This window comes from Ornithinibacillus halotolerans, assembly GCF_014637405.1.
In the GTDB taxonomy this organism is placed as follows: domain Bacteria; phylum Bacillota; class Bacilli; order Bacillales; family Amphibacillaceae; genus Ornithinibacillus; species Ornithinibacillus halotolerans.
On record NZ_BMEY01000002.1, the window covers coordinates 168,446 to 194,116 of the forward strand.

Genomic DNA, 25,671 nt, shown 5'->3' on the forward strand with positions numbered 1-25,671 from the left:
AGGTGTGCACGATTACATCAAAGAGAGAACAATTAAAATTGGCGAACATCTCATTGAAACACGGAAAACCGTTCGAGTGATAGCCAAAGAATTTGGTGTTTCAAAAAGCACAGTTCATAAAGATCTGACAGAACGATTACCAGAAATTAACCCAGAATTAGCCCAGAAAGTAAAAGAAATACTAGAGTATCACAAATCCATCCGGCACCTACGAGGAGGAGAAGCAACCCGCAAAAAATACAAAGCGGGCGAAGAAACCAAAGCAACAACCGTACAGTAAATGGTGATCTCATCTTCTTTAAGGAGGTGAATAGTAGAAAATACTTAAACTGGCATGGAAATGGTAAAGAAATCTGTCAAAGCAAGACAAAAAGCGCACCAGGGTTTAGGTGCGTTTTTTGGTTTGGTTGGATTTAACCTGAGGCGGGGTGGTTTAGTTTATCTGCCAGCCAGGCTTATGTGCTGGGGTGTAGTGTAATCTTAATCTGCCGAAATCGGTGAAAATCTTCCAAAACTGTGATGTAATCTGCCGAACTTGGTGATAATCGTCCAAAAGTGGTTGAAATCAGCCGAAATTAGTGATAATCGTCCAAACTGTGTTGTAATCAGCCGAAATCGTTGAAAATCGTCCAAACTGTGTTGAAATCAGCCGAACTCGGAGATAATCTTCCAAACGTGGTTGAAATCAGCCGAAATCGTTGAAAATCGTCCAAACTGTGATGTAATCAGCCGAACTCGGAGATAATCTTCCAAACGTGGTTGAAATCAGCCGAAATTGGAGATAATCTTCCAAATAATAGTGTAATCGCTCAAAATCTCAGCTAATTCACCCCAAATATAATGTAACCATTAACCAATTTTAACTTTGAAAAATATTTCTCTTCATAGGGAAATTAAGTTCTTGAGGATATTCTTCCAATTTAGGAGCCAGGTATTTCCTACCTAAATTTTTACCGCTGTATCTAAGATTCATGGAGTTCAGTAAACGATACACCACTTTAGGGGAATCAATCTGAAGTAACTCTCTACACTCTCTGTTTGTAATAGTTGGCTTATGTAGGAGAAAATAATCTAGGATTTTCTGTTCATGAGCAAGTTTATTCTTTTTACCACAATTTGAACAATGCCAGGTTCTACTGCTGTAAATTAAAGGATAGTGATCGCAGTTATTACATACAATTCCTCTTACTAAATATTGATTAGTAATACCATATTTACTTAAATAATCAGGTTTATAAGGGGTATGACTTTTACGAAGCATGTGATTCAACTTAGTAATAGTCGCTTGGTTTACAATCGGTTTGGTGTAGTTAGTGTAATGTTGATCAAATATCGAAGGTAAATTATCGAGATGAATGAATTTATTTTGGATTTCATTTGATTCACCTTTATAGGTTAAGATGGTTGAGGAATTGCTTAGGACTGCAATTGTTTCAATTGGTATAGGCGGGAAGCGATGTTTTTGAAGCCAACTTGCAAGTTGTAACTTTTGGTTATTTGCTTGCAATACAGGACTTTTAAATCCCTTTTTCTTAGAACCATCATTTTGCGTAGTTTGATGGGTGCTAGGATCATATTCAACTTCGCTTTTCCAGTTTTTTGTTTCTAAAATTAATAGGAACGTGCTGGTAACAATAAGGGTATCCATTTGGAAGTGGTAGGGGCCGAGTCGTAGTCGTAGCCCTCGGAAAAGATGTGCGTTTTTATGGGGGTAAATTGAAACCATATAGTCAGTATACTTTTCACCTTGAAAACCTGCAACTTCATTAGAAAAATCATTGAGTAGTACTTGATTGTTTCGATACTGTGGTTTCAAAGCTCTAAACAATGCCTCAAAACATAGAATATTGTACGGCTTGTACCGTTTTAAATGCACTATGGTACTCAATACTTTTCACTCCTTAATTATTTCTTGAATTATATATTCGACAAAATTAGTTAAAATCCTTTTTTTCTTAGTTTAGAAGTTATCCGAACTCCAGGATAATCTGCCAAACCCGCGCGTAATCGCCCGAACTCCGAGATAATCTTCCAAACCCGCGCGTAATCGCCCAAACTTCAGGCTAATCTTCCAAACCCGCGCGTAATCGCCCGAACTCCGAGATAATCTTCCAAACCCGCGTGTAATCGCCCGAACTCCGAGATAATCTTCCAAACCCGCGCGTAATCGCCCAAACTTCAGGCTAATCTGCCAAACCCGCGTGTAATCGCCCAAACTTCGAGATAATCTTCCAAACCCGCGTGTAATCGCCCGAACTCCGAGATAATCTGCCAAACCCGCGTGTAATCGCCCAAACTTCGAGATAATCTTCCAAACCCGCGTGTAATCGCCCGAACTCCGAGATAATCTTCCAAACCCGCGCGTAATCGCCCGAACTCCGAGATAATCTTCCAAACCCGCGCGTAATCGCCCAAACTTCAGGCTAATCTGCCAAACCCGCGTGTAATCGCCCGAACTCCGAGATAATCTTCCAAACCCGCGCGTAATCGCCCAAACTTCAGGCTAATCTTCCAAACCCGCGTGTAATCGCCCGAACTCCGAGATAATCTGCCAAATCCGCGTGTAATCGCCCGAACTCCAGGCAAATCTTCCAAACCCGCGTGTAATCGCCCGAACTCCGAGATAATCTTCCAAACCCGCGTGTAATCGCCCAAACTTCAGGATAATCTGCTAAATCCGCGCATAATCACCCAAACTCACGGCTAATCACCCAACCCCCACACCAAATCCCCCCATCCCACTCCTATTCCCCAACCCACCTCCACTTAAACAAAATTAAAATTGCTTTTTTGATAATTTTGCAGTTTAATGTAGAATTTTGTGGTATTATAATGTATAAGGAGCATTGTGTTTTTTAACAGGTGCGGAAAGTTTCTTGCGAGGAGGATTTTGATGTTTTCTAGGGATATTGGGATTGACCTTGGAACAGCTAACGTGTTGATCCATGTGAAAGGTAAAGGAATTGTATTAGATGAGCCATCGGTTGTAGCAATGGATCGTAACACTGGTCGTGTTCTTGAGGTTGGTGAAGCAGCAAGACGTATGGTTGGACGTACACCTGGAAATATTGAGGCAATACGGCCACTTAGAGATGGGGTTATTGCTGATTTTGATGTAACCGAAGCGATGTTAAAACATTTTATTAATAAAATTAATGTTAAAGGATTTTTGTCGAAGCCGAGAATGCTTATTTGCTGCCCAACGAACATTACGAAAGTAGAGCAAAAGGCAATAAAGGAAGCGGCAGAAAAATCTGGTGGTAAAAAAGTTTATTTAGAAGAAGAACCAAAAGTAGCAGCAATTGGTGCTGGAATGGAAATTTATCAACCAAGTGGAAATATGGTCGTTGATATTGGTGGTGGAACGACAGATGTCGCTGTTCTATCGATGGGGGATATTGTTACCTCTGAATCGATTAAAATGGCTGGGGATAAATTTGATGCGGAAATTCTTCAATACATAAAGCGTAAATATAAACTTCTTATCGGAGAACGTACAGCTGAAGATATTAAAGTAAATATTGCAACTGTATTCCAAGGTTCACGTGAAGAAGAAATGGATATTCGTGGTCGTGATATGGTTTCAGGTCTTCCACGTACGATTACGGTGCGCTCATCTGAAATTGAAGAAGCACTTCGTGAACCGGCATACATGATTGTACAAGGTGCGAAAACCGTTCTAGAACGTACACCGCCTGAGTTATCTGCGGATATTATTGATCGTGGTGTCATTTTAACTGGTGGTGGAGCATTAATTCACGGAATTGATCAACTACTAGCGGAAGAATTAAAAGTACCTGTATTCCTTGCTGAAGAGCCAATGCATTGTGTGGCGAGAGGAACAGGAATTATGTTAGAAAACATTGATAAAGTAGAACGTAGAGGAATTATTTAATTTGAAAATGGGGGCGTGATTGTATGTTGCGAGGATTCTATACAGCTGCAAGTGGAATGATTTCGATGCAAAGGCAGCAGGAAGCATTGGCGAATAATATTGCGAATGCGAATACTCCTGGTTATAAGGCAGACCAAGCAACAATACGAGCGTTCCCCGAAATGCTACTCTATCAGATGGGGCCAGGAAGTACACCAGCAAAAGGGCTATCAACTGCCAATGAAATTGGTTCTATTAATACCGGTGTTTACGTGCAGGAATATGTTCCGAACTATATTCAAGGTGCACTAAAAGAAACTGGTGTTTTAACAGATGTAGCCTTAATTGATGGGGTATTCCCGGATGAGACGGGAAGTTTATTTTTCTCTGTGCAAAATGAGAACGGAGAAGTCCGTTATACGAGAAATGGTAATTTCACCGTTGATGGTGAAGGGTATCTGACAACGACACAAGGGTATTACGTGTTGGATGCAGGTGGAGATCCAATCCAGACTGGTGGAATGGAGTTTATCGTCTTAGATGATGGTACGCTGCAAGTTGGACAGCAAGCGATCCAGCTTGGAATTGCGTATACAGCTGATGCGAATCAATTGGAAAAAGAAGGCGATGGTCTCTTTAACGGAGAAGCGGGGCAAGTCCCAGCAGGTGTTACTTTTTCTGTGAAACAAGGATTTCTTGAGCAGTCTAACGTAGATGCCGTGCAGACGATGACCCAAATGATGGATGCATATCGTTCATTTGAATTAAATCAACGTGTATTAAAAGCATATGATGAAAGTTTAGGGAAAGCGGTCAGTGAAATAGGCCGTATTGGATAAAATTCATAAGGAGGGATCGTCATGTCGAGAGCAATGATTCAAGCAGCAGTTACGATGAATCAACTTCAACAAAAGATGGACTTAATTGGAAATAACTTAGCCAATAGCCAAACAACAGGCTATAAAGCAAAAAACGCTGAGTTTGCCTCGCTTTTATTCCAACAAATTAATAACATGAACGATCCTAACAATGATGTTGGAAGATTAACACCTGGTGGAGTTCGAGTTGGTTCAGGTGCAAAACTTGGGTCAACAAATATCGACCTGACCCCAGGGGCATTGAAAGAAACAGGACGTGCACTCGATCTTGCACTGCTGGAGCCGAATCATTTATTCCAAGTATCTGTAACCGAGAATAATGTGACGGAAACACGCTATACGAGAGATGGGGCTTTTTATTTAAGCCCACTGGAAAATAATCAAGTAATGCTGACGACAAGTGATGGTCATCCAGTACTTGGAGTGAATGGACAAATTACTTTTGCAGATGGATTTGATTCACTGCATGTTGCTGATAATGGTTTCATTACTGTACAGCGTGGAAATAACACGGAAGTTGTTGGGCAATTAGCAGTTATCGAAGCAGTCCGTCCTAGAGTTCTGGAAGCAGCCGGTGCGAATCAATATCGTTTACCGAATTTAGCAGACCTTGGGTTGAACCAGGCAGATGTTATTCAAGCGGTTCCAGCTTCACTGACTAGTGGTACTCTTGAAATGTCTAACGTGAATATGGGGAAAGAACTAACCGATTTGATCACTGCACAACGGGCATATCAGTTTAATGCTCGAACCATTTCGATGGGTGACCAAATGATGGGGTTAGTTAACCAATTGCGTACATAATGGTAAAAGGTAATTGACGGATGCATTTCGATAAATTATAGTAGAAACAGAAACGAATGTATGGAAATAGGTGAACGATGTTATGTCCACGACAAACCAATACACAAAAACGAACGAAGAAACGGTTCCAACGGAGGAACGTATCAATAATACACCTGAAAATAAACAGGTAGAAGTTGAAGTGAAGAAAGCTATTAGCCCCGTGCCAAAATTGAAAAAAGACGAGGAAAAACGTTCGGTGAAAGAAGAGTCCTTAGAAAAGGAAACAGCAAGTGAAACACCAAAAACTACACCGGAAGTTTCTGAAGAAAAACAACGCCGCAGAAAAAGGTCCGAGCAAGCTGAATTGGAAATGACTGAGTCCATGAAGCTGACGAGAAGACAACAAAAGAAAAAGCAAAAAGCAGAAAAGCGGAAAAATAAAAAGCCTAGATTACGAATTTTTCCAATCTGGCTACGTATTATCGTTGTTAGTGCCCTGTCTATTGCGGCATTAGCACTTGGGTTAATGTTTGGTTTTGGTGGACTAGGTGATGGCGAACCACGTGATGCACTCGAATGGGAAACGTGGCAACATGTTATTGATATTATATTTAAAGAGAGATAAACCTGTTGTTCTGAAAAGAAGGCGGGTTTTTTATTTGACTATAAATTTATATCAGATATTAAGAGCAAATACTAATATGTAACGCTATTTTCTGATATAATAAAAAAATAAAAGAAAAAGGAGTGTATACTCTTGGATATCAATGAAATTAAAAGTACAATTCCTCACCGTTACCCATTTCTATTAGTGGACAAAGTATTAGAAATGGATGAAGGTAAGCGTGTTGTTGGGCTGAAAAACGTATCTGCCAATGAACCGTTCTTCCAAGGGCATTTTCCAGAATATCCGGTCATGCCAGGAGTGTTAATTGTAGAAGCATTAGCACAAACTGGTGCCATTGCGATGCTTGGAAAAGAAGAAAACAAAGGGAAGATTGGCTTTTTAGCTGGTATTGATAAATGCCGATTTAAGCGCCAAGTAAAACCAGGAGATCAATTAAAGCTAGAAGTAGAAATCATCCGAGTAAAAGGTCCTGTTGGTAAAGGAAAAGGAATCGCTACCGTAGATGGTGAACTAGCTTGTGAAGCAGAAATTACTTTTGCGATAAAATAATGAATGACAAATATGCTGCCATGATAAATGGTGGCATTTTTTTGTTGCATGAGCGTAAATCTATTTCACTACACCTTATAAATTATCCACGAACATATTAAAATTATCCCTTCCAGAATCATCCAATACCGTCTCCATCTTATCCCAAAACAATTTTCTACAAAAAATTAGTATTACATGGATTACAAACGGGTAAGCTAATTGCGAAATATATTATTTTAAGGAGGATTTCTTATGAATAAGAAATGGCTTATAAAGATTGGTACATCCGTACTTGCCTTATCACTAATGGCAGCTTGTGGAGACGATGATCAAGAAGATCCGATCGAAGACCCAGCTGGTGATGAAGCGCCATTAAATCAAGAAGATGATAATGGTGTGGAAAACGATTTAGAAAACGGAAATAATGGTGATGATGGGCTAATGGATGACCTTGAAGAGGATCTAGAAGATGATCTAGATGATGACGATGGAAATGATGCCGATAATAATGATGGATTAATGGATGACGAAGATAACAAATAATAAAGAAGAATGGCCCCCCTGTAATATAACAGGGGATTTTTTTATAAGTAGGGATGTTCCATGAAATGAGTTGAAAATTGTCGAATTGCAATTTTAACCTTATAATTACTTTTAAACGAATCGCCATTCTATCGTATAAGAACGAACAGAAGAGCGAAAGTTAGATGTAATGAGTTTTATAATAAAAGGAATGGTGAGACAACTTGGACATCCCACTGGTATCGATCAGTATTGTTCTTATTTTAATTATAGCGAATGGTATTTTTGCCATGACAGAAATTGCAATTGTCACCTCGAGAAAAGGTCGATTAGAAAAGATTGCTGAGAATGGAGATAATCGTGCTACGTTTGCTTTAAAACTTGCAGAAGAGCCAAATCAACTTTTATCAACGATCCAAATCGGTATAACGTTAATTGGGGTTGTAACTGGTGCATTTGGTGGTGCGACCATTGCGAGTGATTTAACCCCTGTTATTGCAAAAATAGAAATACTTGCTCCATTTAGTTCGCAAATTAGTTTATTTATTGTCATTGCAATGACGACGTATTTATCATTAATTATTGGTGAGTTAGTTCCGAAACGAATCGGGTTAAATGATCCGGAAAAAACGGCGCTAAAAGTAGCAAAACCGATGTACTATTTCTCCAAAGTAGGAAAGCCACTTATCTGGGTATTAAGTAAATCAACTGAATTTGTTCTGAAACTATTTGGAATTAAGAAAAGCAACGAACCAGATGTGACAGAAGAGGAGATAACTCAACTAATTGAACAAGGTGTATACAGTGGGGTTGTGGATGAAATAGAACATGAGATGGTCGAGCAGATTTTTTATATGGGAGACCAACGATTAGGAGATATTTTAACACCACGAACGTATTTAGAGTGGATTGACTTAGAAGATCCACTGGAAGAAAATTTACAGTTGATGAGCGAAAGTATTCATTCTGCATTTCCGGTTGGAGCAGGGAGTCTCGATAATTTTCGTGGCATTATTCATAAGAAAAATGTTTTTACTAGACTCATTAAAGGTGAGTCATTCCAATTAAATGATTGTGTGGAAAAAGCGCTCGTGTTACCAGAAGCAATGATGGCGTTTCAAGCGTTAGAGAAAGTAAAGGATTCTGGTATGCATCAAGCAGTCGTTATCGATGAATATGGTGGAATTGAAGGATTTGTAACGTTACATGACTTTATTGAAAGTATCGTAGGGGAAATGCCATCACTAGAAGATATTGACCCACAAATCGTGCAACGAGATGATAACTCTTGGTTAGCCGACGGATTAATTGGAGTAGAAACGTTTAAACGATATTTTGATATTGATGAATTAGAAGAATTAAGAAGTGAAGCACATACACTTGGTGGATACATTACGACCTATTTAGGAGATATTCCAAAAGTCGGTGATAAGATCCTAATAGAAGAATTCATTGTTGAAGTCGTAGACATGGACCGTGTCCGTGTGGATAAAGTAATGATTACAAGAGAAGTGAAAGAGGAAGAGGAGAAGGAGTAAACAAGCTCCTTTCCTTCACCTGATGGACTATAATTGTGTCCGTTTCTTTTTCCCAGTTGTTTTTATAATAATTTGATTAATGACTTCCGAAAACATAAGCCCCATCGCAATGCCTCCTGCAAGTAACATGACTTTCGCAGAGTACTGAACCGCGTTTATATAATCATGTTGAACAAAACTCCGCATCGCATTATATGCCATTCCACCAGGTACGAGTGGAATAATTCCCGACACATTAAAAATGATAATTGGTGTTTTATATCGTTTAGAAAAGAAACGACTAATGATAGCTACTAGCATGGCTGCAAGTATCGTTGCTGGAACGGAATCCATTCCTTCTTGCACAAGCAAAAAGTAGACAATCCACCCAGCCATTCCATTAAATCCACATTGGATAAGTACATTTTTTGGTGCATTGAATAAAATACCGAAAGCTGCTGACGCGATAAAACTAGTAACGAGCTGAGCGGCAATCTCCATGTCGAAAACCTCCAATTCACGTTCACCATTAATGAATCCTATTGTATACGAAATCTATCGACTCCTGCAATTGCAAATCAGTTTTTCATGACAAAATAGGCTAAATCCGAATATTCTTACCAAATACTGGAATATAGTTCCTTTTTTGATATTTCGAATAACGAAATAAAGCCGAAAAATTACGAAAACTGTTTGAAATAAAATGCCTTTATACTATAATTTAGATAGAAATGTATACTCTTTCATTTACTGTTCAAAGGAGAGCTATCATGGTTAAGACCGAAACGAATCTATTAAGATTGCTTTTTCAGCAGAATAGCTCCAGAAACGACATTAGTCGCGACGATGCTATGAATCTATTGAATTATTACGCGTCACTAGGCAATAACACTCCGCATATTCTCATCGTGTTGTCTCTAGAGGGAGAACGATTAGCAACAAACACAACGCGACTTCATGCGATGGCAGATTTTTCGAATCTAGTAGAGTTAAAAGAAATCGTACATAAAAATTCATATGATAACATACAAAAAGCATTTCAAAAGAGTGTCCAAGGAAGCCAAGCCCACTGTGAGGTTGAATTTATTCATAACAAAACATATGTTAATATGCAGTTTATCCCAATAAAAGGGGAACATGAGCAAGTCAATGGGGTTGGGCTAATTATTCAGGATCAGACGATTCAAAGATTAGAACAATTAGCAATGAAAAGTGAAAACAAAGGATTTAAATTAATCTTTGATCATTTACATATTGGTGTTTGGGTAAGTGAAGTGAAAAGTGGCAAGCTCGTGTATGCTTCTAAGGGATTAGCAGACCTCTATGAATATCCATTTGAAACTTTTCACGAAGATCAGCTAGACATTAAACAAGTTATTAATCAATTCGTACATCAAGAAGATCGAAAAACAGTCTTAAAATCTGCAGTAGAAGCATTAAATAAATTGGAGCCAGTCTATATTCGCTACCGAATTACGTGCAACAATGGAACAGTTAAATGGCTGACATGCCACACCGCACCATACACAGATGAACATGGGGAAATTACCCATATTTTTGGTATGCAAACAGAGATTACTGATGAAGTAATGATGCAAGAGCAACTGAAGTATTCTGCTAACCATGATATTTTAACGACATTACCGAATCAACGAAGCTTAGATGAAAAGTTAGCTCATCTTTTCCGAGAGAAAAATCGTTTTGCATTACTGTTCTTAAATTTAGATCGTTTTTCCGTTATCAATGGTTCATTAGGGTATCAAGTAGGAGATGAAGTTTTAAAAACGATTGCAACAAGACTATCATTGATTCTACCTGATAATAGCTTTATTGCCCGGTTACGAAGCAATGATTTTATCATTCTTCTAGAAGATTATGAATCAAAAGATGCCATTATTTCGATAACAGAGAATTTAATTCATGATATTAAACAACCGTTACTAATTGATGAATACGAAATTAATATGACGACAAGTGTCGGAGTAAGTCTTTATCCAGAAGACGGGGATACCCGTGAAGTATTAATGGAAAAGGCACACACCGCATTAAGTCATGCGAAAAAAATTGGAAGAAATACATTCCGATTATACTCCTATTCCAAAGATACAGCCTTTCAACGGAAACTAGCACTTGAAAAAGATATGATAGCCGCATTGGAAAAGGAAGAATTTGAATTATATTACCAGCCACTTGTTGAAACAAAAACAGGAACCATCGTTGGTGCCGAGGCACTAATTCGCTGGAACCATAAAGAATGGGGCTTAATTTCGCCAGGGGAGTTCATCCCAATCGCGGAAGAAAATCACCTCATTAGTGAAATCAGTGATTGGGTCGTCCAAAAAGCATGCTGGCAAATAAGACAATGGTTAGATAAAGGATTAAACATAGCAACTGTTTCAGTTAATATCTCTCCAATTCGGTTAATGAAAAAGGGATTTACCGAATATGTGAAACGACAATTGGACCGATTCCATGTTTCCGCTAACTACTTAGGGGTTGAGATCACAGAAGGCTCTTTATTAAAAAGTGAAAAAGGTGTCCTCACCACATTAGCCGAATTGAAAGAGCTTGGGGTACGTGTCGCAATTGATGATTTTGGAACAGGCTTTGCTTCATTAAATTATTTACGTGAGTACCAAGCAGATACATTAAAAATTGATCAAGTATTCATTCAAAGTCGAGATGGTCAAGTGGAAAAAGATAATATCATTGTTGGTTCCGTCATGGAAATGGCAAAAGGACTAAGGATGAAAATCATCGCAGAAGGGGTAGAAGAATACGGCCAATACCGTTTCTTAAGAAACCGCCACTGTGACTTTATCCAAGGATACTTATTCTCTAAACCAGTTCCAGTTGCTGACTTTGAGAAATTACTTGTAACAGGTGTACTAGAGCCAGATCCAGTGAAGGTCGAGCAAGATCGGTTAATCAAAGGAAATAAAGTGAAATAAAGGAGAAATCCCAAGGGAAGGGGTTTCTCTTTTTTTGTTGGGTGTGGCTGGGGGCGAGGGAAGAGCGTGGATGTTGCTGATTGAGGTTATGAGTGCCGGTATGGAGGAGGAAAAGAGAAGTAACGGTCACTCATCGCGTTTATGATTGCCGGTAGGAGAAGGAAAAGAAGAGCAACGGTCACTCATTAGTGGTATGAGTGACGGTGGGAAGGAGAAAAGAGAAGTAACGGTCACTCATCAGCCCCATGAGTGCCCGTAGGAGAGAGAGAAGAAGAGCAACGGTCACTCATTAGTAGTATGAGTGACGGTAGGAAGCAGAAAAGAGAAGTAACGGTCACTCATCGCGTTTATGAGTGCCCGTAGAAGAGAGAAAAGAAGAGCAACGGTCACTCATTAGTAGTATGAGTGACGGTAGGAAGCAGAAAAGAGAAGTAACGGTCACTCATCGCGTTTATGAGTGCCCGTAGCAGAGAGAAAAGAAGAGCAACCGTCACTCATCAGCCTCATGAGTGCCCGTAGCAGAGAGAAAAGAAGAGCAACCGTCAGTCATCAGCTTCATGAGTGCCCGTAGCAGAGAAAAAAGAAGAGCAACCGTCACTCATCAGCCTCATGAGTGCCCGTAGAAGAGAGAAAAGAAGAACAACGGTCACTCATCATCCCTATGAGTGACCGTTGCAGAGATAAAAGAAGAGTAACCGTCACTCATCATCCCTATGAGTGCCCGTAGGAGAGAAAAAAGAAGAACAACCGTCACTCATCACCCCCATGAGTGCCCGTAGCAGAGAAAAAAGAAGAGCAACCGTCACTCATCAGCCTCATGAGTGCCCGTAGAAGAGAGAAAAGAAGAGCAACGGTCACTAATTAGTAGTATGAGTGACGGTAGGAAGCAGAAAAGAGAAGTAACGGTCACTCATCGCGTTTATGAGTGCCCGTAGCAGAGAGAAAAGAAGAACAACCGTCACTCATCAGCCCCATGAGTGCCCTTAGGCTAGAGAAAACAAGAACATCCGTCACTCATCACACAAATAAGTAACCAAAGGATAGAAAAACCAAGTCCGAATGCCTTTCATTCCTCCCCAACAACCACCAAATGCACGAAGACACCATATTAATAGCTCCGATTCTCTTCTACCCCATTAAAATATCCCTAACACAACCGCAATTCCAGCACCTATGGCAAAGGCGGTGAGTACGGCTTCTACGCCTTTGGAAACTCCAGCAAGTAAATGTCCGGCTAATAAATCTCGGACTGCATTTGTAATATGAAGCCCTGGCACAAGTGGCATAACGGCGCCAATAATAATCTTATCCTGTTCGACGCCAAGACCTGTTTCGATAAATAATACAGAAAGAAGGCCAACAATTAAAGCTGCAACAAACTCGGAAATGAACCTGATCTCCACTAATTTATCAAACCATAAAAAGCCGATAAACCCAATGCCACCAGCAACAAGAGAAGGAAGGAAATCTGCCCATAGTCCACCAAACATAATCGTAAAGCAACCACTAGCAATTGCTGCAATTAGGATCATAAGTGAGTTCGAGTAGAGCATTTTTTGCTTCTCCAGTTTTCTAAGGGAAGTAATAGCTTCCGTAATTGATAAATTTCCTGTAGCGATATTTCTCGAAATACTATTCACTTCTGCAATTTTATTCAAATCGGTTGTACGCTTTTCAATTCGCATCATACTGGCAGGCTCTGCTTGATCAATCGCAAAGGTGATACCAGTAGGTGTTACGTAACTTTGGGAGTTGGAAATTCCATAGGACCGCGCAATCCGATTCATCGTATCTTCCACTCGATACGTTTCTGCACTACTTTCCAACATAATTTTTCCTGCTAGCATACATACTTTAGTAACTTGTGCGTGTATATCCAACTTACATTCACTCCGAACATGTATTATCTTACTTATTATAGTAGGGTTTGTGTGAAGATGGAAGGGGGAGTTTTTAGGAGGATTTGCTATGCCAATATTTGAGTACAGCCTTGTGTGAGGAGTTCTTATGACAAACGACTCGTCCCACCAATAGAAAAAAACCTCCCCAAAAGGAAGGCTTCACTTATTACGGCATCATTAAAAATAAACAAGCTAAAGAAATAATTGGAATGGCATTTGCCATGGCGATACCGATGAACGAAAACGTGTTGATTGTTTGTTTTGCTTCTTCGGGAACTCCAACTGACTTTTGTAGCATAATGAAAAATGGTGCAAAAATCATCGAAAAGATAACAATAGCTCCTGGGATGTATAATTCCTCTATGGATGAGACGGTTTCAAGTCCCAGGAATCCGAGAATGATTAATACAATTGGAATAGATTCAGCGACAGCTACTCCGATGAAAAATCTTGTTTGTACTTGGCCGATTTGCTGAGGGTTTTCTTTCAGTTTTTCTACATTCAATTTAAAGACTAATAGAATTGCAAGGACTGCTAGAATGGCAGCAAGGGCAAAATAATATGCACTGGACATAAGTGTATTCCTCCATTCTGAAGATTTAATATCTTAAAAAAGCATAGCATAGTGATGGTAGTTCATCAAACAAAAAAAAGAGGATTCTAGAGAACCCTCTTTTTCACACAAACTTAATTTTCGATGAACCAATCGTACAATGCATTGGACTCGATTGACAAGTATGGTCCAAGCGTCTTGTTCAAACGAACGATTCCTTCTACTGATGTATCTACACTACTTGCTTTTACTCTCCACATTTGTGATTCGCTAGCGAAATATTCATGTTCGGTGTAGACTCTTAACCATCCATCGGCATCTTCTACTACTCGAATATCACCAACTTTTTCCTCAAATACACCATCAGCTTCACCCATGTAAATTTCAATTACTTTATAACCATCATCATTTACATAGAAATTCACTTCTTTATCGGTAGTTGTTCTTGTGGAGCCATTTGGTGTTGCTTTGAAAATGACTTCACCAGTGTAGTATGGTGGGCCCTCGGGCTCTTCTTCTGGATCTACTTGAGTAGCTACTACTTCTAGTGCGATATTTCCGGTTGCGCCTTGGAAGTCAATATCATTTTCAGAATGCTCCCAACCAACTAGTATTCTAAATTTCTCTGAGTCATAATCAGGTCTAAAATTCGTATCAAAATCAACCGGTACCCAATCGCCATCTACATTTCTTTCTAATTTTAATTGGATTGGTGAACTACCATCCGCTGGGAATAGGGCACCAGATGGATTTAATTTCACACTGTATGCTACAGGTAATTCGGTATTGTTTTTATTAATTTGGAAACTATATACTTCTTTTGGATCCATTCCAGGGTATAAGTCTTCTTCTAAATCAAAATCAGCATTACCAATCGTTTGTCCATTCGAATTGACTACATCGACATCAAATGTTGCGGCTGTCACAATATTATTATCACTTGTAAATTTCTTTGTAAAATAAGCTACCGTCATAGACACACTGAATGTTAATACTGCCGTAATTAGTACAATAAGTATCGTTTTTTTCTTCAATGTATATTCCTCCTAATAGATTGATAGATAAATATTTATTTGGGGATAAGTTGTTCGATTTCACCCCCCTCCAATCGACTTTCCCCAGCTTGTCCACCTGGGCTAAAAGACCTATAAAAGTGGACGGATTAATAGATTCGTTAAAAAGAATAAATTCTTAATAGAGAACATTCTAATCCATTATATTTCACTATTAAGAACTAGTCAATGACTAAAGTGCTATATAACGAACGAAGAGGTCGAGTATCCAAAACCATCTCCCTACAATTCGTTACGAACTTCGAAATAATTCGACATGAAGTAAGCAAATTCGAACCTTTTTACCTATGACTTTCGAATCTTGTCTGATTTTTAAGAACTATCTATTATTAGACTATTAAGTTTTTTTAAACTAAATTGATAGTTTAGTAGAAAAGACTTAAACCTACATACTAGAGGAGGCAGTTTATGAGTAAGATGTGGAAGAAAGTTTCGGTTTTATCGATCATTTTTTTATTAGTATTTAGTACAGTTATCCATGCTCAAGCTGGCGATATTGTCGTTAATAGTGAGCTGGAAAAAGGAACACTTTCTACAACAGATACAATTGAGCGATATGATGCGGATGAAGTAGTACGTGTCACTGTTGAAGTAGAAGGGGATGCACCGATCGAAGTAGCTACGAAAAAAGGAGTTAAGTTCGGTGACTTAAGTGTTTCAGAGAAAAAGAAATTATTAAATGAAGCGAAGGCAAAGAAAAAAGCTGCCAAAGCTGCAATAAAGAATAAGAAAATTGATGCAGAGGTTATTCAAGAATTTGATGCCGTTATGAATGGATTTAGTGCCGAAGTAAAATACGGTGATATTGAAGAAATCAAAGAATTACCTCAGGTAAAGAATGTTGTTATTTCTACATTATATGAAAAACCTATTGCTGAACCTGATATGGCTTATAGTAAAGAGCTAGTCGAAGCGCAATTAGCTTGGAACGAATATGGCTACAAAGGGGAAGGCATGGTTATTGGGGTAATTGACTCTGGTGTGGACCATGATCACCAAGATTTCGTACTTTCTGAAGGGACAGAAGTAGCGCTAACAGAAGCGGAAGTGAATGATTATATCGCTAAAGGAGAACTACCTGGTAAATACTATACCGAAAAAGTTCCTTATGGTTATAACTATTACGATCAAAACGATGAGTATACAGACTTTAACGGTTCTTCCGGTGCTCATGGAATGCACGTAGCAGGTACTGTTGGAGCGAATGGTGATGAGGAAAATGGTGGAATTACAGGAATTGCTCCAGAAGCACAAATTTTAAACTTAAAAGTATTTAGTAATAACCCTGCCAATGGCGGAACATATAGTGATATTTATGTCGCAGCAATTGATGATGCGATTAAATTAAATGCTGATGTGTTAAACATGAGTTTAGGTGCACCTGCTGGGTTTGTTGCACATGATTCACCAGACCAAGTAGCTGTTTCCCGTGCAGTGGAAAATGGAATTATGATGGCTATTTCAGCTGGTAACTCAAATATGCTTGGTGACGGATTCTTTTATCCATATGCATCTAATCCAGATTATGGGGTAAACGGATCTCCAGGGGTTTCTTATGACTCCCTACAAGTAGCATCTTTTGAAAACGCATTTAGTTCTGTTGATGAACTAGAATACTCTATTGATGGACAAGCTAGCGTACCTGCAGGCTTTATGTCAGCAAGCACAGTTGCTCCAACAGTAGGTACAACAGTTGAGCTAGTAGAAGCAGGACTTGGCTTCCCAGAGGATTTTGAAGGAAAAGATGTAGAAGGAAAATATGCACTAGTTCAACGTGGAGAATTAGACTTTATCTCCAAAGCATTAAATGCTCAAAATGCTGGAGCTGCTGGGGTCATCGTTTATAACAATACAGATGGTATGGTTAACATGCAAAGTGATCCAGCGATCCAAATTCCACAACTATTTTTAGCAAAAGTGGATGGAGATGTACTAAAAGAAGCATTAGTACAAGGTCAAACTGCAACGGTAACATTTAACGGTGGAAAAACATCCGTACCGAATACAGAAGCAGGTAAAATGAGTAGTTTCACTTCTTGGGGATTAACACCAAACCTAGATTTCAAACCGGAGATTACTGCTCCTGGTGGACAAATTTATTCGACGATTAATAATGGGGAATATGGAATTAAAAATGGTACATCGATGGCAGCACCACATGTAGCAGGTGGTAGTGCATTAGTGATGCAACGTGTTGATGAAGAGTTTGGCCTAGATGGACGTGACCGAGTAGAACTAGCTAAGAAACTACTAATGAATACTGCTAGTCCAGTAGAATTTGAAGGTGCTCCAGTTTCACCTCGTCGTCAAGGTGCTGGTCTGATGCAGCTTCATGCCGCATTATCAACACCAGTTGTTGTGACGGATTCTACAACAGATGAATCAAAGGTAGCGTTAAAAGAAGTAACAGATAATACTGTTACATTTGAATTAACGGCAACAAACTTCTCAGATGAAGCGGTTAACTATGAAGTAAGTGCGAATGCAATGTCAGATGTTCCAGTTAATGCAGGTGGATTTTTCGTAAACGTACCAAATCAATTTGGTTCACTTCCACTAGACGGAACAACAACCGTTGATGGACAAGCAGTAAGTACGATTGAAGTACCAGCGAACGGTTCGGTGACATTTGAAGTTACTGTAGATGTGAGCGCATGGGATGCAACATTAAACAGTTACTATGAAAATGGCTATTGGTTAGATGGATTCGTTACGTTAGAAGACCCAACAGATAATAATCCAACATTAACCGTTCCATATGCTGGTTTCAAAGGGGAGTGGGATAGTGCACCGATCTTTGATTTACCAAGATGGGATGAGATGTCTTATTACGGATTTACTGGTCTATGGACTGCAGTAGATGATGTGAACCTTCGTAGTTATGGAGAAACTGGTATCTTCTCTCCAAACGGTGATGGTAATTCAGATGAGATCGTTCCTATCATTTCGTTCTTAAGAAATGCACTTGAAGTAAATGTAAGTGTGTTAGATGAAAATGGGAATGTACTAGATGAAATCTATGAATATGATTATGTTCGTAAAGATTACTATGATAATGGTAGAGGTACTGCTTATAAAGAACTGGATAGTTGGGATGGAACGGTGAATGGTCAAGTTGTAGAAGATGGCCTATACTACATCCAACTCGATGCTGTCATTGATTGGGATGATGCGCGAGTGAATTCTATCCAATTCCCAGTCTTAGTAGACAATACAGCTCCAACAGTAGAAGCGGAAATTAACCGTGGGCAGCGTAAAGTGGCATTAGCGGTTGCGGATGAAGTTGGAGTAGCAGAGTGGGAAGTATACGTAAATGGGGAAAGAACGACAGAAGAACCAATTGTTGGTGAATACGAAGTGAACTTAACAGGAATTCACCCAAGTTCTGCTGTAAGAGTAGTTGTTACAGACGTAGCAGGTAACGTGACAGAAAAAGTTGTCATGGGACCACAAGGAAAAGCAAAAGGCAAGAAGAAGTAATAGGGGGACAGTCCCCACTTTAGTCCGCTAAAGTGGGGAGTCTCTCTATTTTTTATTTTTATTTTCATAAGCGGCTTTTAATTCTTTTTCAATCGTCTTTAAATCTTTTCCTTCTATATTAATGCCTAATTCTTTTGCCTTCTTTTTCAGTAAATCATTTAAAATATCCTCTTGAATTGCTTCCGTATCCTCACTGTCGGTTGAAACACCAAATTCCTTTGCTTTATCTTTTAATGAAGCTTCTCGGTTTCCGATGGAAAAGCGGAGCTCATTTTTGTCCATGGATTCAGCTTTCTTTTCTTCTGTTTCGAATTCTCCAATGGCTGCTTTAAATTCTGCCTCTAATTCAGCAGCGGTTTTTCCTTCTGTGGAGATCCCTAATTCATCTGCTTTTTCTTGGAGCAGTTTTTCACGTAGCTCCGATTGCACTTCATCGAGACTTTTTCCTTCGGTAGAAATGCCATGTTCTTTTGCTAGAGATTCAATTTGTTCGTTATTCCGGTCATCGTTTAGTTCCGCTCGTAAGTCATTCGTAGAAGTAGTTTCCTTCTCTTCTTTCTGTTCTGCCTCGTTAAATTCGGAAGCAATAACAGGGGCTATGCGTATTAACCCAACTACGACTAAAATCGCAACGATACTTATTACTATTTTCTTCATAATTTACCTCCTCCCAATATAATATTCGCTAATCTATCTTCATTATAACCGTTCTCTAAAAAGAATGTTGTCGAATGAAAATATTTTTTTCATTTTCTTCCATATTTACCTAGAATGGAATTTGATATACATGTGAGGGAGGAAGTGAGGGAGATTGGTGGCGGATGTATGATAGTGTGAAAAAGTAATTCGCTATGAGTATGTTAATGAACAAGTATTTTTATGTATAAAAGGAGAGGGGAGAGGAGATCTATTATTCTACAGGGATGGTAAAATACAACCACCTCATCAGCCCCGGAAATATACGGAGACTCCTGTGGGAGGAAAGGCATAGGTAAGACCCCGCAGTGCGAAGCACGAGGAGGCTTACCAGCCGCCCACGGCGAGGTAGACACTGCGATGGTACTTTCGAGCAGATGTCGCCCCGGTACTGGAAGTGAAAGCGAAGTATATTTCCGGGGCGGGTCATATGCACTTATAAAGTGCTTTAGCCCCCACCTTTACTCCACTTCATTCCTCAACTGTTGAACTCTCTGCTGAACTTCCGGATCTTCTCTCCTATTAAGTACTTTTTCATAAAGCAAAATCCCTTCCTGTTTCTTCCCTAAATTAATATGATCTTCCGCATCTTGTTTTAATTGATCAATAACTTCATCCTCACTAGCACAAGCGGAAAGCATCATAGCTGTCAGTAGCAAAATCAATAGCCGATATCGCATGAGTCCGTCTCCTTTATGTAGTATCTGTTCTTAGGATTACCATCGATAAGGAGGTCATACATGTTTTAAATAGAAACTTAGTTGAGTATGCGAACTAGTACACACATTTGCCAGCGTGTCGTTACTTCGATATAATTTTACATAGTAAATTTATCAAATTATATGGAGAATGCTATGTTTAATTATATCGATTTTGCAATTGCGTTTATCATAGCACTAATATCTACATTCTTATTGACATTTGTCGTGAAAAAATTTGCCATAAAAATTGGTGCCGTTGATTTCCCAAATAGTAGGAAAATCCATAAGAAGGTGACTCCTAGACTAGGGGGCCTAGCAATCTTTTTCGGTGCTTTTCTTGGTTTACTTTATTTACAACCACAGCATGAGCATTTAACTGAAATATTTTGTGGTGCTATCGTCATCTTAATTACAGGAGCACTCGATGATAAACTGACGATAAGGCCGATTGCTAAATTAACTGGACAACTTATTGCTGCCTCTTTCTTAATATCGGGAGGACTAATAATTGAACGCATCACATTACCGTTTATTGGACAAGTTGAATTAGGATTCTTTAGTGTACTTGTTACGGTATTATGGGTCGTTGGTATAACGAATGCGATCAATCTCATTGATGGGTTGGATGGATTAGCTACAGGTGTAACGACAATTGCTTTGATTAGTATTTTTATTATGGCTATTATTGATGCTCGTTTAATTGTTGCTTACTTTTGTATCGTACTGATTGGGGCTAATCTCGGGTTCTTATACCATAATTTTTATCCAGCGAAGATTTATATGGGGGATGCAGGGTCTAACTTTTTAGGCTATGTTATTGCGGTTATATCTATTTTAGGTTTATTTAAAAATATTGCATTACTAAGCTTTGTTATCCCAATTATTGTACTAGCTGTACCGATATTTGATACGCTATTTGCGATGTTAAGGCGATTGTTAAATAAACAGAATATCATGACGGCAGATAATAAGCATATTCACTATCAACTATTAAATGCTGGCTATAGTCACCGAAAAACAGTGCTTATTTTATATGGTATTAGTGCGATATTTGGTACATTAGCAATTATCTTTAATGAAGCGTCTATCACGACTAACTTGTTTGTTGTCATCATACTACTTTTCTTGCTACATATTTTAGCGGAGATTGTTGGTTTAGTCTTTGGCGGAAAGCGTCCGGTACTAGATTTGTTAGGTAAAATATTTAAGCGAAAAGTACGAGAACAAGAGTAGAATAACAAAAAGTCCCTTCAATCTGTTGGAGGGGCTTTTTTAATCTAGTATATCTAACACTTTTTTATTTGAGTTTTCTATAATATAATTTTTATAGAGGTGAGAGAGCCGATGGCACTAGATTATGTAAGTTCAATTCCTTTACATGTTCAATTAAAGCATAAAATAGAGGAAAAGATTATCAAAGGTGAATACACGAATAAAATTCCTAGTGAAAGAGAATTAATGGAAGAATATTACGTTAGTAGGAGCACGGTAAGGGAAGGAATCTCTCAGTTAGTGCGAGAAGGCGTTCTGGAGAAACGGCCAGGTAAAGGCACCTTTGTCAAACTGAAACCAATTAATGATTGGCTAGGGAGCTTAAGCAGCACCTCAGAGACCATTGAGCGAATGGGGATGGCCCCAGGTGCAAAACTTATCGAACATGAAATTATAAAACTAGATAATAGACTGAAAGAAGTAACTGGATTAGAAAATGCCTATTATTTTAAAAGAGTTCGTTACGCGAATAAAATCCCTATTGGTATTGAAAGGCACTATTACCCAATTCACATTGGGAAAGAATTAATTAAATATGACCTAAATAAAGAAGCGTTCTATGATCTACTTGAAAGAGAAGTAGGAGTTAAAACATTTGCTGCGGAACAAATAATCAAATCAAGTAAAGTATTAAAAGAAGATGCAAGCTTACTAGGTGTTTCTTCGACATTTAGTATGTTAAATGCAGAACGAAAAATAACCGATATCAATAATAATTTCATTGAATTCGAAGATGCCTATTATCGTTCGGATATGTATTCCTTTAAAATTAACTTATCTAGAAAGAGTAATTAGTATGGAGTTTGAGACATAACTCTATTCTAAATGGTCAAAATCGAACAAGTACTACACTAGCCCCGGAAATATACGGAGACTCCAGCAGGAGGAAAGGCTTAGGTGAGACCCCGTTGATGCACCTGCGTCTGCAAGTAACGCTACGAAGAAAGATTCCTCGGTGCAAGGCAGCAAGGAAGCTTATTCAAGTAGTAGCCTGGCTCATCGGCCGCCTGCGGCAAAGAAGACACCGCGATGGTTCTATCGAGCGGATGTCGCACTTGTACTCGAAAGTGCGAGGTAGACACTGCGATAGTACTTTCGAGCAGATGTCGCCCCGGTACTGGAAGTAAAAGCGAAGTATATTTCCGGGGCGGGTTTTATGCACCTACATTTCCTTCTAATTCTTCTTCAAGCTCTATCAAAAAATCCACTCTATCTTACATGAAAATTAACAAAAACCAACTCCAACAACCAATGGTACTAACTGGTACGGACGTTCGAACGTTCTTGTACCTATAAAATAAATAACTTAACATATAATATGTAAGAATTTATTCATCGAAGGAGAATGCTTATGGAGGAGAGAGCTTCATTAAATAGGACTCTTAAGCCGCATTGGGTTTGGGCGATCGCATTAGGGTCAGCAATTGGTTGGGGTGCTTTTGTTCAACCAGTTAACTGGATGTCTACTGCAGGTCCATTAGGGGTTATATTAGGATTTGTTATTGGTGCATTATTAATGATATTAATAGCTGTAAGTTATGGGTTTTTGATTAAATCCTTCCCAGTTTCTGGTGGAGAATTTGCGTATGCTTTTGCAAGTTTAGGTAGAACACATGCCTTTATTTGTGGTTGGTTTTTAACATTAGGATACATATGTATTGTGGCATTAAATGCTTCGGCACTAGCACTAATGTTTAAGTTTGTATTTCCAAAGTTCGTTGAGAACGTTCAACTTTACCAGGTTGCGAGTTGGAATGTATATTTACCAGAGATCATTATTGCAACGGTAGCATTAGCGATATTTGGTTACTTTAATGTTAAAGCTGCCTCGTTTTCGGGAAGATTACAGTTTATTTTTTGCTGTGTAATGATTGGGGCTATTGTCTTCTTAACATTCATGGTAGGTGCACAGCCTGGCGCAGGATTGTCGAACATTACACCACTTTTCCCTACAGATACAACTGCTTTTGCTGCGATTATTTCTATTGTTGCCATTGCACCATGGGCATATGTAGGGTTTGATAACGTTCCACAAGCTGCGGAAGAGTTTAATTTTTCCACTAAAAAAGCTTTTGGTTTAATTGTTTTTGCAATTATTGCTGCTGCAGCATTATACAGCTTGATGATTATTGCTACTGCAATGGCTGCTCCTTGGACAGGGTTAGTTGATGCAGGGTATATTTGGGGAACAGGAACTGCGATCCAGGAATTACTTGGAACGACTGGATTATTAGTATTAGTTATTGCACTTTCGATGGGGATATTTACTGGATTAAACGGATTTATTTTATCTTCCAGTCGATTATTATTTGCAATGGCTCGTGCGAAGTTTATTCCGGAGGCATTTGCTAAAGTGCACCCGAAATATAAAACACCATATTGGGGAATTATTTTTACGGTTATTATTGCTTTATTTGCCCCTTGGTTTGGGCGTGAAGCGTTACTTTGGGTAGTAGATATGTCTTCTGTTGGAGTAACGATTGCTTACTTTTATGCTTGTTATGCAGCTTTTTCATTCTTTAGAAGTAAAAATAGTAGTGGTTTTAATCCTGATATTCATACAGATTCACCGTTTAAGAAGGTTTTTGCTTTGTTAGGTATGGTTGCTAGCTTAGTATTCTTAGTTTTATTACTATTCCCTGGTTCACCAGCATTCTTAGGTGTTGAATCACGTATTGCACTTGTTGCTTGGATTGTCTTAGGTTTAATTTTCTATCTTATGAAGAGAAAACAAATTAATAATCTGTCACAAGAAGAATTGAACTATCTAATCCTAGGCGATAAAGAATTAAAAGCGAAAAAAGATTAATAAAAAACCTGTATGGAGATTTCCATACAGGTTTTCTGTTAGCTTTAAAGACTCCAGTAATGCATTCCTCTTGCTTGACATTCCTTCCGATCTAACACGCTCTTAATGTCTACTAATACTTTCTTATCATTACGGAATAGGCTTTCCAGTTTATCTAAATCGTATGTTTCCATATACACTTTATGTGGTACAGCGAATACAACACAATCTAGATCTTTTAACTCTTCTTCATTAATAAGTTCAATTTGGTATTCATGATATACTTCATCAGCTTCTGCCATTGGATCATGAACTAATACGTTTACCCCATATTCTTTTAACTCGTCCACAATGTCGATAATCTTCGTGTTACGAACATCTCCGACATTTTCTTTGAACGTTAGTCCAAGAATGGCCACTCGTGCTCCATCAATATCTTGTTTTGCTTTGATCATTTGTTTAATGATGTTACTTGCAACATATTTACCCATATCATCATTAATTTTACGGCCGGATAAAATAATCTGAGAATGGTATCCAAGTTGTTCCGCCTTGTATGTGAAATAATATGGATCGACTCCGATACAATGTCCGCCAACTAATCCAGGCGTGAATTTTAAGAAGTTCCATTTTGTACCAGCAGCTTCAAGAACGGCTTTCGTATTAATATCCATTTTATTGAACACCATGGAAAGTTCGTTCATAAATGCGATATTAATATCACGTTGTGAGTTTTCAATAACTTTAGCAGCCTCTGCTACTTTAATCGATTCTGCTTCATGTACACCAGCTTCGATAATGGAACTATACACATTGGAAATTTCCTTTAGTGATTCTTCATCAGAGCCAGAAACAATTTTAATAATTTTCGTTAATGTGTTTACTTTATCCCCTGGGTTAATACGCTCTGGGGAATATCCAACTTTAAAGTCCGTACCAAATTTTAAGCCAGATTCTTTTTCTAAAATTGGAATACAAACTTCTTCCGTTGTACCAGGATAAACAGTAGATTCGTATACAACGATAGAACCTTTTGTTAGGTTTCGTCCAACTGTTTCACTCGCACCAATGACAGGAGCTAAGTTTGGCGTTTTATCAATATTAATTGGTGTTGGAACAGCGACAATATGAAATTTACAATCTTTCAAGTCTTCTTCGTTACTTGTAAATTTCATCGTTGTATTTTTAACAGCTTCATCGCCAACTTCGTCTGTCACATCAATACCGCTTAGATATTTATCTAGCTTTGCTTGATTAACATCTAGTCCAACCACATCATATTTTTTTGCGAATTCGATTGCTAAAGGTAATCCTACATATCCTAAACCAATAACAGAGATTTTTTCTTCTTTTGCTTTAATTTTCTCATATAAACTCATTGTTTAGCCTACCTTTTTTATAGAGATTATAGTCATATAACTTTATAGTGACCATTCCACCTATATAATATTATACATTGTTTGAAAGGAGATTGCATTGTTAATCATTTCACGTAAAAATTGGACGGTCTTTCCGCTTAT

At 38.5% G+C, this 25,671-nt stretch carries 21 protein-coding genes; 13 read left to right on the top strand and 8 right to left on the bottom strand.

The genetic code is table 11. The annotated features are described in order from the left end of the window. Positions 1 to 4 precede the first annotated feature (4 nt). Positions 5 to 280, top strand: coding sequence for a sporulation transcriptional regulator SpoIIID (spoIIID, locus tag IEV35_RS02690; protein ID WP_188383153.1), 276 nt, complete (start codon positions 5 to 7; stop codon positions 278 to 280). A gap of 579 nt (positions 281 to 859) precedes the next feature. Here the strand turns inward: spoIIID and IEV35_RS02695 are convergent. Beyond that, positions 860 to 1,888 carry a nuclease-related domain-containing protein gene (locus IEV35_RS02695; protein ID WP_188383154.1) on the bottom strand — a complete coding sequence of 343 codons (1,029 nt, stop codon included), beginning with the start codon at positions 1,886 to 1,888 and terminating at the stop codon, positions 860 to 862. 1,005 nt (positions 1,889 to 2,893) lie between these two features. On the opposite strand from IEV35_RS02695, the gene IEV35_RS02700 reads away from it, so the two are divergent. The 7 genes from IEV35_RS02700 (at position 2,894) to IEV35_RS02730 (ending at position 8,757) form a co-directional block, all read left to right on the top strand. Further along, positions 2,894 to 3,895 (top strand): rod shape-determining protein, encoded by a 1,002-nt coding sequence (locus IEV35_RS02700; protein WP_188383155.1) that lies wholly within the window; start codon positions 2,894 to 2,896, stop codon positions 3,893 to 3,895. Positions 3,896 to 3,918: 23 nt separating this feature from the next. Next, a complete protein-coding gene (locus IEV35_RS02705; RefSeq protein WP_188383156.1) occupies positions 3,919 to 4,713 on the top strand; it encodes a flagellar hook-basal body protein in 795 nt (264 codons plus the stop codon). Positions 4,714 to 4,734: 21 nt separating this feature from the next. Beyond that, the gene (locus IEV35_RS02710) at positions 4,735 to 5,556 is read left to right on the top strand and encodes a flagellar hook-basal body protein (protein WP_188383157.1); all 822 of its coding nucleotides are present in this window, start codon (positions 4,735 to 4,737) and stop codon (positions 5,554 to 5,556) included. An 82-nt stretch (positions 5,557 to 5,638) separates the two neighbouring features. Continuing rightward, a complete protein-coding gene (locus IEV35_RS20375) occupies positions 5,639 to 6,163 on the top strand; it encodes a DNA-directed RNA polymerase subunit beta (protein ID WP_308419757.1) in 525 nt (174 codons plus the stop codon). A 132-nt stretch (positions 6,164 to 6,295) separates the two neighbouring features. Continuing rightward, positions 6,296 to 6,715 carry a 3-hydroxyacyl-ACP dehydratase FabZ gene (gene fabZ / locus IEV35_RS02720; RefSeq protein ID WP_188383158.1) on the top strand — a complete coding sequence of 140 codons (420 nt, stop codon included), beginning with the start codon at positions 6,296 to 6,298 and terminating at the stop codon, positions 6,713 to 6,715. A gap of 234 nt (positions 6,716 to 6,949) precedes the next feature. Further along, complete coding sequence (locus tag IEV35_RS02725) at positions 6,950 to 7,240, top strand: hypothetical protein (protein WP_188383159.1); 291 nt, start codon at positions 6,950 to 6,952, stop codon at positions 7,238 to 7,240. A gap of 203 nt (positions 7,241 to 7,443) precedes the next feature. After that, complete coding sequence (locus tag IEV35_RS02730; protein ID WP_188383160.1) at positions 7,444 to 8,757, top strand: hemolysin family protein; 1,314 nt, start codon at positions 7,444 to 7,446, stop codon at positions 8,755 to 8,757. 27 nt (positions 8,758 to 8,784) lie between these two features. On the opposite strand, the gene IEV35_RS02735 is transcribed toward IEV35_RS02730, so the two are convergent. After that, the gene (locus IEV35_RS02735; protein ID WP_188383161.1) at positions 8,785 to 9,237 is read right to left on the bottom strand and encodes a threonine/serine exporter family protein; all 453 of its coding nucleotides are present in this window, start codon (positions 9,235 to 9,237) and stop codon (positions 8,785 to 8,787) included. A 269-nt stretch (positions 9,238 to 9,506) separates the two neighbouring features. Between IEV35_RS02735 and IEV35_RS02740 the strand changes: the two genes are divergently transcribed. Then, positions 9,507 to 11,687, top strand: coding sequence for a GGDEF and EAL domain-containing protein (locus IEV35_RS02740; protein ID WP_188383162.1), 2,181 nt, complete (start codon positions 9,507 to 9,509; stop codon positions 11,685 to 11,687). Positions 11,688 to 12,823: 1,136 nt separating this feature from the next. On the opposite strand, the gene IEV35_RS02745 is transcribed toward IEV35_RS02740, so the two are convergent. From IEV35_RS02745 to IEV35_RS02755, 3 genes are all read right to left on the bottom strand, one after another. After that, on the bottom strand, positions 12,824 to 13,534 hold the full coding sequence (locus IEV35_RS02745) for a threonine/serine exporter family protein (protein ID WP_188383258.1): 711 nt from the start codon (positions 13,532 to 13,534) through the stop codon (positions 12,824 to 12,826). Positions 13,535 to 13,754: 220 nt separating this feature from the next. Next, the gene (locus tag IEV35_RS02750; protein WP_188383163.1) at positions 13,755 to 14,162 is read right to left on the bottom strand and encodes a hypothetical protein; all 408 of its coding nucleotides are present in this window, start codon (positions 14,160 to 14,162) and stop codon (positions 13,755 to 13,757) included. Between the two features lie 113 nt (positions 14,163 to 14,275). Beyond that, entirely contained in the window at positions 14,276 to 15,175 is a 900-nt protein-coding gene (locus IEV35_RS02755) for a hypothetical protein (RefSeq protein ID WP_188383164.1), read from the bottom strand. A gap of 447 nt (positions 15,176 to 15,622) precedes the next feature. Here IEV35_RS02755 and IEV35_RS02760 point away from each other — a divergent pair, with 447 nt between their 5' ends. Next, a complete protein-coding gene (locus tag IEV35_RS02760; RefSeq protein WP_229740616.1) occupies positions 15,623 to 18,694 on the top strand; it encodes a S8 family serine peptidase in 3,072 nt (1,023 codons plus the stop codon). Positions 18,695 to 18,739: 45 nt separating this feature from the next. Here IEV35_RS02760 and IEV35_RS02765 read toward each other — a convergent pair whose 3' ends face one another. Together IEV35_RS02765 and IEV35_RS02770 are read right to left on the bottom strand one after the other, a co-directional pair. Next, positions 18,740 to 19,351: a hypothetical protein gene (locus IEV35_RS02765; protein WP_188383165.1), complete on the bottom strand. Its 612-nt coding sequence runs from the start codon at positions 19,349 to 19,351 to the stop codon at positions 18,740 to 18,742. A gap of 500 nt (positions 19,352 to 19,851) precedes the next feature. Beyond that, entirely contained in the window at positions 19,852 to 20,070 is a 219-nt protein-coding gene (locus IEV35_RS02770) for an outer membrane protein assembly factor BamD (protein WP_188383166.1), read from the bottom strand. A 174-nt stretch (positions 20,071 to 20,244) separates the two neighbouring features. Here IEV35_RS02770 and IEV35_RS02775 point away from each other — a divergent pair, with 174 nt between their 5' ends. The 3 genes from IEV35_RS02775 to IEV35_RS02785 all read left to right on the top strand — a co-directional run bounded on the left by IEV35_RS02775 (position 20,245) and on the right by IEV35_RS02785 (position 24,172). Then, a complete protein-coding gene (locus tag IEV35_RS02775; protein WP_188383167.1) occupies positions 20,245 to 21,324 on the top strand; it encodes a glycosyltransferase family 4 protein in 1,080 nt (359 codons plus the stop codon). Positions 21,325 to 21,435: 111 nt separating this feature from the next. Then, entirely contained in the window at positions 21,436 to 22,158 is a 723-nt protein-coding gene (locus IEV35_RS02780) for a GntR family transcriptional regulator (RefSeq protein ID WP_188383168.1), read from the top strand. 556 nt (positions 22,159 to 22,714) lie between these two features. Continuing rightward, positions 22,715 to 24,172, top strand: coding sequence for an APC family permease (locus IEV35_RS02785; RefSeq protein WP_188383169.1), 1,458 nt, complete (start codon positions 22,715 to 22,717; stop codon positions 24,170 to 24,172). 44 nt (positions 24,173 to 24,216) lie between these two features. On the opposite strand, the gene IEV35_RS02790 is transcribed toward IEV35_RS02785, so the two are convergent. After that, on the bottom strand, positions 24,217 to 25,530 hold the full coding sequence (locus IEV35_RS02790) for a nucleotide sugar dehydrogenase (protein ID WP_188383170.1): 1,314 nt from the start codon (positions 25,528 to 25,530) through the stop codon (positions 24,217 to 24,219). Positions 25,531 to 25,671 lie beyond the last annotated feature (141 nt).